A 14,497-nucleotide genomic window follows, 5' to 3' on the forward strand; every position below is an offset into this window, starting at 1 on the left:
GCCTGAACGCATCTGGATTTGGGGCCAGCGGTTCAGAACGCAGATTGCGAGCAAGGATCGTTGCGCTCGCCCATGTCCTGCAGAAAGCTGAGGTGCCGGGCGTGGGCACACCAGATCTGCGATACTCAGTCCGCCGATACCGCGGCAATGAAGTCCTCTGCCACTTCAAGGTAGCGGTCGATGTCGGCCTCTGTATGCACAAAGGACACTTGGGGGCCCGCGCTTGCGATAGCCTCCCAGATCCCTCGATTGGCCATGAAGACGCGCCGAGCGTCGCTGAAAGCCTGATCGAGCGATGGAAGAGCTTCGTCCAGATTGCGGGGAAGCTCGGGCGCAAGGCAAAAGCCCGAGCGCGGGCCGTAACGGAAGGCCCGCCATGGCAGGCCATGCGTGGTAATGATGCGTTCGATTCCGTCCGCCAAACGTGAACCGAGCACTGCCACACGTGTATAGGCGGCTTCGGTCAGGATATCCTCAAGCACCGCGTGCGCCGCAGCCAGCGTGATGGCACTGCCATAGGTCGTACCTCCAATGGCAAGGCCGCGCACTTGGGCCACGTCCACATCCCGGTGCCGTTCGACAAACCCGCCCAGTTCTGCCGTCATCCCATAGGCCCCAAGCGGCATCCCCGAGCCCAATCCCTTGCCAAGCGTCACAAAATCCGCAGATAGGCCATGCGCCCGGATAAGGCCCCCATAGGCAAATTGCCAACTGTGCGTTTCATCCAACGCAAAGAGCGCGCCCGCCGCTTTTGCCAGCCGGTAAGCCTCTTCCAGAAAACCGGGCTCTGGCAATACGAGCGAACAGTTAGTGAGGGCGGGCTCGGTCAGAATAAGCGCGACATCACCGTCCTGCAGTGCCCGCGCCAGCGCCGGAATATCGTTGAACGGCACGTTGACCGTATCTGCCGTCGCCCTTGCCGAGATGCCCATGCCATCAGGGGCGGCATCGGCATTCGCGCCCGGCGCGCCGCCTTCGGCCATCGTGGGCTCGATATGGCCGTGATACTTGCCTTCGAATAGCACGATCTTTTGCCGGCCAGTAAAGGCCCGCGCGATCCGGATAACCTCAGTATTGGCGGCCGAGGCGCTGAGCGTGTATTGCCACATCGGCAGGCCGACACGGTTGCGCAGCAACTGCGAGACGGCAATTGCATCTTCGGTCGGCAGAAGAAACTGCATGCCGCGCGCGGCTTGCCGTGCAATCCTGCGGGTGACCGCGTTTTCGCCATGTCCGATGGTGTTGCTAAGATCCGCGTGATTGAAGTCGAGATAGGTGTTGCCATCGACATCGCGAAAGCAGCTTCCAAATCCTTCGGCAACAAAGATCGGTCGATGTCGATAAAGCCCCGCCATCCATGCCATCGGAACCCCATCCGGCATCACGCCACGAGCGGTTTCAAGTAGGGCAGCCGAGCCTGCCGTACGCGATGCGAAAGCCGCGGATTCCCGTGTGAGGATTTCGGCCAGCCTTGATCCATTCAGCCGTCCCGGCATCCGCAGCTCCTGTATGACGTGCATCTCTCAGGCATCTAGCCTGTGGCCATGACAAACATCAACTGTCTGTTGAACGGGGTGCATTACTGCTCGATGGGCGCACATCTGTCTGGTCGAAACGGGGTTGCAGCCGGGACAAACTATGCGGATTGCGCCCCCTCAAGAACTGGGTCCGCGTGCCGTGATGATCGGCTTCCGCCCACGCGAACGGCGGGAAGGAGGCAATGTTGTGGTGTTAAACTGAGCGTTCCTTTCTGATCCCGCAGGTGTTCTTTCCTGCGGAAGGGCGCGGTGCACTCACCCCGAGCAACAGGATACCGGTTGCAATTGGCAAAGAGACGCAGGCTCAGATCTGCGTCAAGGGCATGTGCTTGACGGTGACCGCCCCTTTCAGTGGCGGTTATCCGGCTTGAGCTAACCCTAGCGTTCTTGCGTCTCCAACCGGGAAACTGATCAAGCAATCTGTGCCACACATGATACCACGTGCTGCCTTGCTTCCAGCAAAGGCGTCTCGTCCCCCGTCGTCAGAGACAGGACCATGGCGCCCTGGAAAAGCGCGACAACGAGGTTCGGGGTAAGTGTGGTCTTGTTTCCGGCCAAGGCTTTGCTGAGCCAATCCCGTAGCCGGTTGTAGAATGCTCGCACCGCATCAGAGGTTCCTTCCGGCAGGTGCGTGGCAATTGAACCAAGAACAGCACAGAGGCAGGTCGAGCTTTCTACGCGATACGCCTCAATGTATCCATCAGCGAGGCGCAACAAGCGGTCGCTTGCGGTCTCGGACGGATCGTCGGGTGCGCCCAGTGAGTCTATGAACCTGTTGGCGTAGCGGCTTGTGACTTCGGCGCCCAACTCCGCCTTTGTGGGGAAGTGGTAGTGAATTGAAGCGCTTTTTACCCCGATAGCCTCGGCAATGTCGCGAAAGCTGACCCCATCAAAACCGTTCTTGCGAATTTCGCGCTCTGCATAATCAAGGATTTGCTCGGCTCTACTCTTTAACATGTCTTTGGGTCCCTTTTGTACCTATCACTAGATAGCGATCATAGAAGCTGGTGCAAGACTACAATTAAACCCATCAGTAGATAGCGGCTCACCTTGGTTTAGGGATGCGCGTCATCGTGAAGCGACAGGGTAGTTAGGAAAAATGTGATGCCCAGCGAATTGCCTGACAAGCAATTTGCCCACCATGTCTGCGGGGCTGAACCGCCGCTGATCGCAGAGATCTCGACACCGGATTGACTGGGCCAAAAGCACTGCGCTATGAACTATTAAAGGGCTTGTGCACTAACACCGCTCCAGCGTCGTCTCAGGGGCAATCACAGGCGGACCCCGCTTTGTAGTAATGCGCACAATTAGATCTTGTGCCAAATCAGGGCCGGAAAGATCCACCTCGTGACATGCCACAGGGGTCGTCAGAGGCCTGCTGCATCCCATTCCGACCGTTTCATGACCCGCATCTTCGAAAGTGGAAGAAAGGGACTGACCAAGGCCAGCCCCTGCACCTGCCACAAGGGCAAGGGGTCGATCGGTTGGCATTACTCAGACCGCTGGCGGCTGTGCGTAAACAAGATGCCCTGTCTTCATCCAAAGCTTTGCGCCGTTCGCACCTGCAACCGCATGCAGTGACCCGCCGTCAGGAAGCCGGAGCCACGACCCTGTGTGCAGCTCGTTTCCGTTTTCGGTGATTTCCCCACCAATCACGAGCAATTCCAGCCCGCCCTCTGCATCGAGAGCAAGCGACGCGCCCGCGTCAAGATGACGATAGGTGACTGTTTCGCGCGAGTCCTCGTGCAGGATCGCGGTGGCGACCCCGTCGACCGGAGCGGCAAGTTCATCCGCCATGTTTTTCCGGAACTGGTTGCGGTCATTCATGTCGAATTGCCAGAGCTTGACGAAGATTGTGCAACCCGGCTCGGACCCTGGGGTATGTTGCGTTGTAGGAGGATTGCGGACATAGGTCCCTGCGGGGAAGTCGCCGTGCTCATCCTGGAAAACACCATCGAGCACGATGAACTCTTCACCACCAGTATGGGTGTGGGCAGAGAACTTGCTGCCCGGCGCATACCGCACGATGGTCGTGGCGCGTGCCACTTCACCACCGATCCGGTCGAGCATACGCCGGTCAACGCCTTTCATGGGCGAGGCCTGCCACTCAAGCGCATTGGAGTGCACAACAACGCGTTTAGAGAAATCTGCATTCAGTTCCATCTGTGAGTTCCTTTGTGCTTGAGTTGCAGAGGGAGTTACGCCGCGATACTGGGCCGCGCGTTCATCTTCTTGCGCCACGCAGCGAGATTGGTAAGGTTAGCAGGGATCTCAATTTTGGCGAAGTCGGCAAATGCCAGCCCAGCGAAAACCGTGATGTCAGCCATCGAGAATTTGTCACCGGCAACATAGGCGTTTTTGCTCAGGACTTCGTCTAGATACGCCATGGTGTTCGTCGCGACGTCGCGCTGCTTCAGGCCCCAATCTTTATTCTGGTAGACTTCCAGTTTGGGACCAAGGCCGGGGGTAGCGTGATGAAAGTAGTTCCCCACGGCGTTCAACAGCCCGGTTTCGGCGCGGATATTCATCATCGAGATAACTGCGCGTTCCCGGTGGTTTTCGCCTGTCAGAGAGGGGCCATTTTCGAATTCGCCGTCAATGTACTCGATAATCGCGTTGCACTGTGAGATTCGCGTGCCATCATCGAGTTCGAGGCAAGGTACGGCCGCATCTGGGTTGATCTTCTTGAATGCCTCGGTGCGATGTTCACCGCCCATCACGTCGACCGGGATGAATGAGACATTTTCAAAAGCGCCTTTCTCGGCAAGTGCGATCCGAACGCGGGCGGGGTTCGGGAAACCTTCAACATCATAGATCTTCATGGGACATCCTTTCCAAGGGTTTTGTTTTCGTGATGACTATCTATCAGTAGATAGTTTAAGCAGGAAGAGGGTTTTCCGTTCATCTTGAAAGAGATCACGCGTTAGTGATCGGAACTCTTGGGATCATCGCCAATCAGGCGCTTTTGCGCGAAACCGACCCATAAGGCGTGTCTAGACTGCGACCGAGAGCGCTTTTTGCGCAGCCCTCTTGGCAGCTTGACCGTCGGTGTTCTGCCTGGCCCGTGTTACAAGATGGGGTGTTCTGCGGGCCCGGAACCCACTGCCGCCAAGGGAATATCCCCAAAGTGGCGGAGCCATGCACGGCGAAATCCCGCTGTGGTTCCATAGCCCACACTCCGCGCCGCCACGGGAATCGAAGCGCCTTGGATCAGGGCGATATGGGCAAGACCCAACCGCCACCGCGTTACATAGGCCAGCGGGCTGGTCCCAAGACAATCGCTGAAATCCGCCATGAACCGGGATCGCGACATGCCAGCCTCTGCCGATAGCATTTCGACGGTCCAAGGCCGGGCTGGGGCAGCGTGGATGGCAATCAGCGCGCGATGCAGGCGCGGGTGTGACAGGCCAGCCAGCAACCCAGGGTCCGGCGGACCTGCGTCAATGGCACGGCGCAGCACCAGAACCAGCATCGCCTCGAACAGGCGGGCCATAGCAAGTTGCGATCCGCAACGCCCAGATTGCGCTTCGGCAACCAGCACATCGGCCAAGGCCGCAAGACCGGGGCAGTTTTCTCTGGCAACTGCCAGACGGGCGGGGCTGCCATGCAGCACCTGCGCCAAAGGCAGGGCACACTCAAGGCGGGTTGCGACCAAGGCATCGGGTTCCGGCGTGTTGGGGGGGCGGGTGAACAGCACCAGTAAAGTCGGGGTCAATACCAGCGCCGCCCGTGGATCATCCGCCGCGCAAGGCGTGGCGACGGGCCGCAATGCAGACATCAGCGAAGAAAGCCGATCCTGCCGCAGAATGGGACGATCGGAAACAAAATTGGGCACATCGACAGTCATGAATCCCATAATGCATCATGCAACATCCCCCTGCAATGGAAGATACAATGCTCATTCCCCGCCAGACCGCTCCCGCACTGACCGTTCCTACGCTTGATCGCGGCCCTTTCAATCTGGCAACCGCTACACCGCAGCGCGGCACGGTCATCTGCTTTTACCGGGGCCTGCACTGCCCGATCTGCGCCACCTATCTGACTGAACTGGACAAACAGACCCCGGCCTTTGCCGAGCGCGGCATCGAGACGATTGCCATCAGCGCTGACGGCGCTGATCGTGCCCGCGCGATGGCCGACAAGATCGGCGCAACCGCGCTGCGCTTTGGCCATGATCTGCCCTTGCCCGTGGCGCGGGACTGGGGCCTCTATATCTCGACCTCGCGGGGCAAGACCTCTATCGGGATCGAAGAGCCTGCGCTGTTTTCGGAACCGGGGCTGTTCATTGTCAACGCAGACCAGTCCATCTATTACCTGTCGGTGCAGTCGATGCCCTTTGTGCGTCCCAGCTTTCGCGAATTACTTGGGGCGGTCGATTTTGCGATCGAAAAGAACTACCCAGCGCGGGGCGAATACACAGGCAGTCTTGGGACAGCCTAAGCGCCTGAACCGACCGGGCGCATCTTGTGTTCGAAGGACGCCGCGACGAGGGCAAGCCCAAGCTCGAGGACCTCAAGCTCGCTTTGTGTGATGTTCAATGGCGGCAGGAACACCGGATCGCTCATGATGTATCCGACCCCACGCTCGCCAACAATCGGAACACCGGCACCGGCCAATGTTTCGATATCGCGGCAGATCGTCCTGAGGGAGACCTCTATCCGATCCGCGATTTGCGCGCCTGTGTGGAGTTTCCCGTCTCGAAAGACCTGAATGATGTCAAACAGCCGATCGGTGCGCCTCATAGCCTCATTTCAAAACGAGAGGGATATGATAGGACAGTACCATACTGTTCGGATCGATGCTCATGATGAACGGCGTCAAAGCCTCGTTCTCCATGGAACCGGCCATCGCGGTCTTTGCAGCTTCCGAGTTGGTCCACCGGACGTGATCCATCCACATCCCGTCCTCGCCTTCCGACAAGACACGGCCGATGAACCCGTCCATAGCGCACAAAGCCAGCATCGTGTTTGCCGCCGCCGCCACAAAGTGCTCGCGCTCGACATTCTCGGCCAGACGAAACTGCACAATCTCGATAACGCCGGCTGCCGTCGCTGCCGACGGGTCACAGTCCTGAGCCCGCGCGCCCGTGGAAAGCGCGACCGCTGCCGCCATTGAGGTGAGGATAATCTTTTTCATTGCTTACTCCTGTGCCGCATGGCGCAAGGGGGTAGCACGGGCCAACTGACACGGTCTGTCAGTTATCTGCGGCCCTCCAAGATCATCCTTCGGGTGCATGGCCCTTCCATTCAGGGGCAGGTCATAGAAGCCGCGCCAGAAGCGCCGCAGCGCCCGCTTCGGCTGCCTCCTGCGCTCCGGCTAGGTAACCGGGTTCTGTGCGGCTGGTCTCAGAGCCGATCAGGGTCAGCCGGTGTTGCCATGCGCCTTCGACCCATGGGCCGGGATTGGGTGACGGGTGGTCACCTGCTGTCAGGTCGTCAGGCGTGGCCGTCAGCGGATCGGCGGCCCAGTCCTTGTAAAGCGTGGCTTTGGGCCGGGCCGCATGCGGGCCGAAAAGCTGTTCCAGTTGCTGGACAGAGGCGGCGATGACAGCCGCCGCACCCGACTGCACACGGGCCTTGGCCGGAACACCGACGAAGCCGAACAGCGCCGCCTGCCCCGCCGCCGTCGTGGCGTCGTGGATTTCAACCAAAGGCCCGCTTTGGCTGCGCGCCGCGCCCGACAGCCCCGCGTCGTGCCAGAAGGCGCGGTCATAGACCACAACCAGCTTGGCATGCGGTGCCATCCATGTCGGCGTGCCCTGCCAGAGGCGGAGGACAGACGCGGGTATTGGCGGATCGAAGGCGATTTGCGCCGCCAGCAAGCGCGGTGGCACGGCCAGCAGCACGTGCGGGGCAGACAGGCTGCCACCATCGGTCGTCACATCGACACCCGTGGCGGTCAGCGCCAAATGCGTGGCGAAGGTGTTCAGGCGGATCGCATCTGCCGGCAGGTCGCGCGCCAATGCCGAGACCAGCGCAGCCGTACCCCCGCCCATCCGCATAGAGGCTGGCTCCTGCTGCATACCCGAATACCTTTGTACAGAGCCCTGACCACGCTGGAACAGCAAATCGCCCGTATCCGACTGGGCAAAAGACGTCACGCCCGCCCCGTTCACGAAGTGCCCAAAGTCGGGTTGCATACCGGGCCAGAACCAGGACGGGCCGAGGTCAAAGGGGCCAGAGCTGTTGCCAGAGTCATCCACCGACAGGATGCGCCCGCCAAGACGGTCGCGCGCCTCGATCAATTGAACGTCGATCCCGGCCCGATGCAGCGCTCGGGCCGCTGTCACGCCCGAAAGACCACCACCGATAACAATAACCTTTGGCAAAATCATCCCTCCGAGGTCGTGGGCGGTGGCGGAACTACTGGCACATCGCGCTGCTGGCCGCCGCCTGTTATGGCCACGACCTTGCCCGCAAAGCACATTCCTATCACCCAACGATCTATCCGCAGTTACACATTTGATAGAGGGTGCCGATCCCACACGCAATATCTATCTATCAGTTGGTAGCCTCACTGAATTGATCAAGAAGGCCGCCAATGAAGCTATCCCTGACGCGGCGCAGGTCCGCATGCGAGCAGGGGGCTATAGCAACTTCAGCTTTTGCGATCCGGCCACTGATGTGGGTTTGAAAGGTGGGCTTTCGCTGGGCGTTGGCGAGTGACGGCGGCCTGAGATAGGTTCACAGACCATAGGATCTGAGCATTATTGGCGTCATTCCGTAGCGTTGTTTGAACAATCGCGAGAAATGCGCCGAGCCTTCAAATCCGCAAGAAAGGGCAATTTCCGTTAGCGAAAGTGAGCTGCCCTCGATCAGGGTGCGGGCGCGATGCAGGCGCAGATCGCGGGAATAGGCCTGTGGGCTCTTGCCCAAGTGGCGCGCGAAGAGACGCTCAAGCTGCCGCGCCGACAGGTTAATGCTTTGGGCGATCTCGGCGGTTGATTGTGGAAACTCAATGTTGGTTTCCATTGCCTTCAGAGCTTTGCGCAGGGGGCCGTCCGGTAAGCTGGCTAAATCGCTTAAGCCCTGCGGTTGCTCGCTTTCGGCCATTCGCAGGCGTTCCAAAAGCAAGACACGGCCCACGTCCCGCATCAAGACCAATGAGGTCATCTCAGCGATCAGCGCCAGAACCACATCAGCGGTTGCGGCCATGCCCGCGCTTGTCACCAGATTACCCGATCTGGTGAAAAGAGTGTTGGTGCCCCTTTCAGCTATTCCTGCCTCCTCCAGCATCGGGCGCCCTTCCCAGTGCACGGCGGCGGTTTCGGCTGCACCTGCGGTAAGAAGCGCTTGTGCGGCATCTGACAGGACCACGGCCAGCCCGCCCGCGTTTCGCACGCGCTGAAGGCGCGGCAGGAACCGGCGCAGTGCACGTGCCATTTCCGACCCACCGGTCACGATCAGAAGATCCGGCAGGTTCGTCGTCGAGTCCATCGGTGTGACTGTGATTTCCATTCCACCAAGCGACGTTAGCGTGTTCGCGGCGTCGACGGACACGATCTGCAGCCGGAACAACTCGCGGCCCGCCAAACGGTTGGCAATCCGAAAGCTGTCGAAGGCAATGGCAAGCTCTGTCGCAACGAAACCCTGCGCAAGCAGGATTTCGACCAATTTCGGACCATTTCCCTTGGGGCTAGGCCCGGACACGCAGGTTTTCTGGGTCATACAGACACTCGGGCACCACTGTCGCCTGCGTAGGGACCCCTATCACCTCCACCATCAGCGCTGTGCCTTCTGCGGCAAAAGCGGGTTCCACGAAACCCATGGCGATATTCTTGCCTACCCGGTGCCCCCACCCAACGGAGGTGACCGATCCCACAACCCGACCGTCGCACAGGATCGCATCGCCCCCATGCGCGGTGGCATGCGTGGCATCGAGGACCATCGAAACAAAGGCACGGCGGTGGCCTTCGGCGATCATCTTTTCCAGCGCCGCCTTGCCGATGAAATGGGGTTTATCCATCTTTACAAAGCGCCCGAGGCTGGATTCGAACGGGGTAAACTCGGTCACGAGGTCCGCCTTCCAATGGCGATATCCCTTTTCCATGCGCATAGATTCAACAGCGTAGGACCCAAACAGCCGCAATCCGTGCGCCTCGCCCGCCTTTCGCAGCGCCAGATAGGCCGCGTAAAGCTGCGCGTTCGGGACGTGGATTTCATAGGCCAACTCGCCCGAGAAACTGACCGACATCACCACAGCAGGTGCGATGCCAACAAAGGCCCGCCGCACCGAGAGCCAAGGAAAGGCCGTGGCCGACCAATCCCCGCGCGACGCGGCCGCCAGCACATCACGTGATTTTGGACCGGCCAGCACAAGGATCGTATGATCATTCGTCAGCGACCGGATGCTGACCGACCCATCCTTGGGCATATGCGCCGTCAGCCAGTCCATGTCGTGATATTCTGACGCCGCCGCCGAACCATACCAGATCGTGCCGTCATCGATATTCGCAAGCGTCGCCTCGCCCTTGACCATACCGTGATGGTTCAAAAGGTAGCCAAGCCCAACCTTGCCGACCTTCCGCGTCATCCGCCCGCAAAACATCGTGTCCAGCCAGTCCTGCGCGCCCGGCCCGGTGATTTCGAACCGGTTGAAGCCGTTGACTTCGGTCATCCCGACGCCGGTTTGCACTGCGCGCACCTCGGCTGCGACCACGTCGAACGCCTCATTGAATCGGAAGCCGTGGGTTTCGTGGAAGTCAGGCGAGGGCTTGATGTAAGCCATACGCTCCCAGCCGTTCACGACGCCGAATTCGGCACCTTCTGCCGCCAGGATCGGTGTCAGGGGCGTGGTTTTCATCGGTCGGCCAGCCGGGCGGTGTTCGTGCGGCAGGTGAAAGCGAAATTCGTTCTGGTAATCCTCAATGGCCTTGAGGGCGCAAAGTTCCACATTCGCGTGGGTCGTAAAGCGGCGCGGGTCGATGACCCAGGTGTCATACTGCGCTTCGCCATGCACGATCTGCTGCGCCAGAAGCCAGCCATGGCCGCCTCCCTCTCCAATCCCGGCGCGCAGGCCGATGATGCAGAATGCGTTGCGTTTGCCCGGAATCGGGCCGACCAGAGGTGCTCCATCAATGGTATAGGTGATCGGACCATTGACGATGGTGTGGATCCCCACTTCCTCCAACGCGGGCATACGTTTGAAGACGTTTTCTAGCACGGGCAGCACGCGGTCAGTGTCCGATGGACAAAGCGCGTTGACGAAATGTGGATCCACCCCGTCCATGCCCCATGTCCGACAATCCTGTTCGTAGAAGCCGACCAGCAGCCCCTGTTTTTCTTGACGCGAATAGAAATCGTCGATCGGGCAGCGCAAAAGAGGTACCCGTTTGCCAAAGTCGATTATCCCCTGGATCGGTTCGGTCAGGAAATACTGATGCTCCATCGACATGACCGGGTGATGCACCCCCATCATCGCGCCAACCTCGTTCACGCGATAGCCGCAGGCGTTCACCACAATCTCGCAGGCGATATCGCCTTGGTCGGTATGGACAATCCAGCTATCGTCTTTCAATTGCGTGAGGCCTGTGACAGGCGTGTTGCGATAGACCTCTGCCCCTGCCTTGCGAGCCCGTCTTGCGAGCGCTTGACAGAGCTGCGCGGGGTCGATGTCGCCATCCTCGCCGTCCCACAAACCGCCCACCAGACGATCAGTGGTGATCAGCGGATGGCGGCGGGCGCATTCGGCGGCATCGAGGATTTCAAACTCCACCCCCATCACCTTGGCTTGGCTGGCAAAGTGGCGATAACCATCCATTGTGGTTTCGGAATTGGCGAGGCGGATACCGCCATCGCCGTGATGGTAATTGATCGGATAATCAGGATCTGCAGCCAATTCCTTGTAGAGACTAATCGAATGGCTTTTCAGTCCCACCATCGTCTGGGTCATTCCAAAATTGGTGACCTGCGCCGCTGAATGCCAAGTGGTTCCGGATGTCAGCTCGTTGCGTTCCAGCAAGACGACATCGGTCCAGCCCTCTTGCGTCAAGTGGTACAGGGTGGAGCAGCCAGCAATGCCGCCGCCAATCACCACAACGCGAGTTGTCGATTTCATATCATTCGCTCCTGCTGCTTATTGCTATGACAAGGGCAAAGCGGCCAGGTTTCGTCAATCAAGGTCAGGTGCGTTCATAAAATGCGAAGCGTCTCGTAAGAAAGATTGAAGTCGCAGCTTCAGCGTTGTCAGCGACGGCACCATAGGCCTCAGTAGAACAGAAATCGGAGGGCGAGATGAACGAAGGACAAACTGGGCGACGCAGTGGTGGCCGGGCAGACCGGGTTGCCAAAAGGGCGTTGCCGCCTGCGGTCAATCCTTGTCCACCGGGTCAGCGGGGCGGGCAATACCGACCCTTGTCCGAAGCCGATATAGTGGCCATCTACCAGACCGCACTTCGGCTTCTGTCTGATCTGGGCGTGGGCGAGGTGCCGGAAATTCTTGTAAAGCCGTTCCTGGCCGCCGGGGCCACCTTTGGCGACGGGCGGGTGTTCTTTCCGCAAGACATGGTCAAGCGGGCCATCGGCATGGCTGCGAAAACCTTCACCTTTCATGGCCGCGATCCCGCGCGGTCAATCGAGGTGGGCGGCGATGCCGTGCATTTCGGCACCGGCGGCGCGGCCGTTCTGACGTTGGATATTGACAGTGGCGGCTACCGCCCCTCAACCCTGCGCGATCTTTACGATTTCACAAGGTTGCAGGACACGTTGACCAATGTCAGCTGGTTTACCCGCTGCTGTGTCGCGACCGACCTGCCGGATATCTATGACCTTGATGTCAACACGGTCTTTGCACTGATGAAGGGCACAACGAAACCTGTCGCCACGTCGTTCACGATCCACGAGCATGTTGCGCCGATCATGCGGATGGTCGACATCGGCCTAGGCGGCGATGGCACGTCTGGCTTGTTTCGCGCAACTCCATTTCTAAAGACTCATATCTCGCCGATGATCTCGCCGATGCGCTATGGCGAGGATGCGGTGATGGTGACGCTGGCCTGTATCGAGCATGGGATTCCCCTGTCCTGCATCACCGCAGCGCAGTCTGGCGCAACAGCACCCGCGACGCTGGCCGGATTTCTGGCCCAGTCGCTTGCCGAGACGCTGGCCAGCTTGATCATGGTCAACGTCATCAAGCCCGGTCATCCGATGGTTTTTTCCAACTGGCCTTTGGTGGTGGACCTGCGCACCGGTTCCTTTGTGGGTGGCGGCGGCGAGATCAGCGTCATGAACGCGGCTTCGGCGCAGATTTCCAACTGGCTTGGCCTACCTTCGGGCGTTGCCTCCAGCATGACCGACGCCAAGGTGCCGGATGCGCAATACGGGGCCGAAAAAGGGATATCCTCGCTTGCCGCGGCCCTCGGCGGAGGGAACCTGATCTACGAGTCATCCGGCATGATGGCGTCTTTGCTGGGGGCAAGCTTCGAAGCCTTCATCCTGGATGACGAGATGCACTCGCTCATCTACCGCACCCTGCGTGGGGTCGAAGTCAGCGAAGAAACGCTGGGTTATGAGGCGATCTGCGAGGCGGTGCTGGGACCGGGCCATTTCTTGGGCGGAACGCATACCATTGCGGCGATGCAACGCGATTACTTTTACCCCACCATCGCCGACCGTGACGCGCCCGTCACCTGGGAAGAAAAGGGCCGCCCCGATGCTTGGGGCCGTGCAAAGCTTGCTGCGCGCCGCGTGCTGGAGACGCATCATCCCTCCTATCTCGCGCCCGAGGCTGAGGCCCGGATGCGCGACGAGTTCCCGATCCAACTGGACCCCTGAAAGGAGAGGTTTGGCAAAAGCGTTGCCTAGGTGGGGCCGCATAGCCTGACCGACCTCACGCGCGGGCAAACCGTGGCACCGGCCGATGCGGCAGAACTGGAAAGAGGGCGCAAAGACAGGGCCGTTTGCCAACAGTCTCAAACGTCTCGTCAGCGCCAATCAGGATTGTGTGCGGCCTCAGGCTTCGGTCTGGGGTTCATCCTCTGCCACCTCGATCGCGCCCTCAAAGCCCGGCACAATCGCCTCGAAGCGGGGAACAAGCACGTTTCGCAGGATGCGGCGGCAGTCGCGTGCCAGTGCTTCGGGCAACTGGCCCAGTTCTTCGGCGCGGGCCACAAGGTGGATATGGCGCGTTTCGCCTGCAAAGGGCAACGGCAGGACATCGAGCATCGGGATGAAACGTTCGGCATCCAGGAGGTTTAAAGGGGTCGTCAGTGTCCAACCGCCGGTTTGCACGACCATTGCAAGAACCGACCGTGTCGCCTCGAACGCATAGCGACGGGGGACGTTCAGTTTCACGCGCTTCAGGTGCTGGGCGACCTTCTGGCCGATGGGCATCGTCTCTGAATACTGCACGAAGGGCAGCCGGGCCAGCGCTTCGCGTGGGTCGGTGCCGGGCTTGATCGCCCCTTTGGCGGTCAACAAGATGAAGGCTTCGCGCAGGATCGGGACAGATTGAAACGTGGTGCTTTCAGCAGGCAGCAGGGCGGTTACGCCAATATCGGCCTCTCGTGTTTGCAGCCGGTCAATGATCTGGTCGGACCGGCCAGAGAAAGCATAGACAAAGCACTTGCGAAACCGCTTTTGCAGGGCAGACACAAGAACGGGCGTCAGCGAGGCATCAAGGTCGTCGATGATCGCCAGATTGAGTTGCGGTAAGCTGGTCAAGCTGATCTCGGCCAACTCGGCCTGCGCCTCGGAGACGACCGACAGGATACGGTGAGCATGGGCGCGGAGCACCTGACCTGCGGGGGTCAGGGTGACTGGCTTGGCGCGACGGTCAAAGAGTTTCGCACCGATGGCGGCTTCCAGCGCGGTGATATGCTGGCTGACGCCCGAGGACGATCCACCAAGCCTTTGAGCGGCCCCGGCGATGGAACCTGCTTCCTCCAGCGCTACGAAAACGCGCAATCCGCGTAAGGTCAGTTCGGCTGGCAGGCGGGTAACGTCGGACATGGCAGCTCCTTT

14 protein-coding genes are annotated in these 14,497 nt (G+C 59.8%); 3 read left to right on the plus strand and 11 right to left on the minus strand.

The window, feature by feature from the left end; all coding sequences use genetic code 11:
- Positions 1–125: 125 nt before the first annotated feature.
- The 5 genes from ROSMUCSMR3_RS07920 to ROSMUCSMR3_RS07940 all read right to left on the minus strand — a co-directional run bounded on the left by ROSMUCSMR3_RS07920 (position 126) and on the right by ROSMUCSMR3_RS07940 (position 5,385).
- A complete protein-coding gene (locus ROSMUCSMR3_RS07920) occupies positions 126–1,496 on the minus strand; it encodes an aminotransferase class III-fold pyridoxal phosphate-dependent enzyme (RefSeq protein WP_217521286.1) in 1,371 nt (456 codons plus the stop codon).
- 453 nt (positions 1,497–1,949) lie between these two features.
- A complete protein-coding gene (locus tag ROSMUCSMR3_RS07925; protein ID WP_081506976.1) occupies positions 1,950–2,495 on the minus strand; it encodes a TetR/AcrR family transcriptional regulator in 546 nt (181 codons plus the stop codon).
- 537 nt (positions 2,496–3,032) lie between these two features.
- Complete coding sequence (locus tag ROSMUCSMR3_RS07930; protein ID WP_081506977.1) at positions 3,033–3,701, minus strand: cupin domain-containing protein; 669 nt, start codon at positions 3,699–3,701, stop codon at positions 3,033–3,035.
- Positions 3,702–3,736: 35 nt separating this feature from the next.
- Positions 3,737–4,360, minus strand: coding sequence for a glutathione S-transferase family protein (locus ROSMUCSMR3_RS07935; protein ID WP_008283096.1), 624 nt, complete (start codon positions 4,358–4,360; stop codon positions 3,737–3,739).
- 245 nt (positions 4,361–4,605) lie between these two features.
- Positions 4,606–5,385, minus strand: coding sequence for a helix-turn-helix domain-containing protein (locus ROSMUCSMR3_RS07940; protein ID WP_198385594.1), 780 nt, complete (start codon positions 5,383–5,385; stop codon positions 4,606–4,608).
- A gap of 47 nt (positions 5,386–5,432) precedes the next feature.
- Here ROSMUCSMR3_RS07940 and ROSMUCSMR3_RS07945 point away from each other — a divergent pair, with 47 nt between their 5' ends.
- The gene (locus tag ROSMUCSMR3_RS07945) at positions 5,433–5,978 is read left to right on the plus strand and encodes a peroxiredoxin-like family protein (protein ID WP_081508578.1); all 546 of its coding nucleotides are present in this window, start codon (positions 5,433–5,435) and stop codon (positions 5,976–5,978) included.
- Here the strand turns inward: ROSMUCSMR3_RS07945 and ROSMUCSMR3_RS07950 are convergent.
- From ROSMUCSMR3_RS07950 to ROSMUCSMR3_RS07960, 3 genes are all read right to left on the minus strand, one after another.
- A complete protein-coding gene (locus ROSMUCSMR3_RS07950) occupies positions 5,975–6,280 on the minus strand; it encodes a helix-turn-helix transcriptional regulator (RefSeq protein WP_081506979.1) in 306 nt (101 codons plus the stop codon). The genes ROSMUCSMR3_RS07945 and ROSMUCSMR3_RS07950 overlap by 4 nt on opposite strands.
- 4 nt (positions 6,281–6,284) lie before the next feature.
- Positions 6,285–6,674 carry a hypothetical protein gene (locus ROSMUCSMR3_RS07955; RefSeq protein ID WP_081506980.1) on the minus strand — a complete coding sequence of 130 codons (390 nt, stop codon included), beginning with the start codon at positions 6,672–6,674 and terminating at the stop codon, positions 6,285–6,287.
- A gap of 121 nt (positions 6,675–6,795) precedes the next feature.
- Positions 6,796–7,866, minus strand: a complete 1,071-nt coding sequence (locus ROSMUCSMR3_RS07960) for a flavin monoamine oxidase family protein (protein ID WP_198385595.1) — start codon at positions 7,864–7,866, stop codon at positions 6,796–6,798.
- Positions 7,867–7,891: 25 nt separating this feature from the next.
- Here ROSMUCSMR3_RS07960 and ROSMUCSMR3_RS21560 point away from each other — a divergent pair, with 25 nt between their 5' ends.
- Positions 7,892–8,203 (plus strand): hypothetical protein, encoded by a 312-nt coding sequence (locus ROSMUCSMR3_RS21560; protein WP_217521287.1) that lies wholly within the window; start codon positions 7,892–7,894, stop codon positions 8,201–8,203.
- An 18-nt stretch (positions 8,204–8,221) separates the two neighbouring features.
- Here the strand turns inward: ROSMUCSMR3_RS21560 and ROSMUCSMR3_RS07970 are convergent, their stop codons facing one another.
- Positions 8,222–9,205 (minus strand): GlxA family transcriptional regulator, encoded by a 984-nt coding sequence (locus tag ROSMUCSMR3_RS07970; protein ID WP_081506983.1) that lies wholly within the window; start codon positions 9,203–9,205, stop codon positions 8,222–8,224.
- Entirely contained in the window at positions 9,174–11,594 is a 2,421-nt protein-coding gene (locus ROSMUCSMR3_RS07975; RefSeq protein WP_008283087.1) for a GcvT family protein, read from the minus strand. Before ROSMUCSMR3_RS07975 ends, ROSMUCSMR3_RS07970 begins: the two co-directional genes overlap by 32 nt.
- A 176-nt stretch (positions 11,595–11,770) precedes the next feature.
- Between ROSMUCSMR3_RS07975 and ROSMUCSMR3_RS07980 the strand changes: the two genes are divergently transcribed.
- Positions 11,771–13,309, plus strand: a complete 1,539-nt coding sequence (locus ROSMUCSMR3_RS07980) for a trimethylamine methyltransferase family protein (RefSeq protein ID WP_081506984.1) — start codon at positions 11,771–11,773, stop codon at positions 13,307–13,309.
- Positions 13,310–13,486: 177 nt separating this feature from the next.
- Here ROSMUCSMR3_RS07980 and ROSMUCSMR3_RS07985 read toward each other — a convergent pair whose 3' ends face one another.
- Positions 13,487–14,485, minus strand: a complete 999-nt coding sequence (locus ROSMUCSMR3_RS07985; RefSeq protein ID WP_081506985.1) for a LysR family transcriptional regulator — start codon at positions 14,483–14,485, stop codon at positions 13,487–13,489.
- Positions 14,486–14,497 lie beyond the last annotated feature (12 nt).

Origin of the sequence: Roseovarius mucosus, assembly GCF_002080415.1 — a bacterium.
GTDB lineage: Bacteria > Pseudomonadota > Alphaproteobacteria > Rhodobacterales > Rhodobacteraceae > Roseovarius > Roseovarius mucosus_A.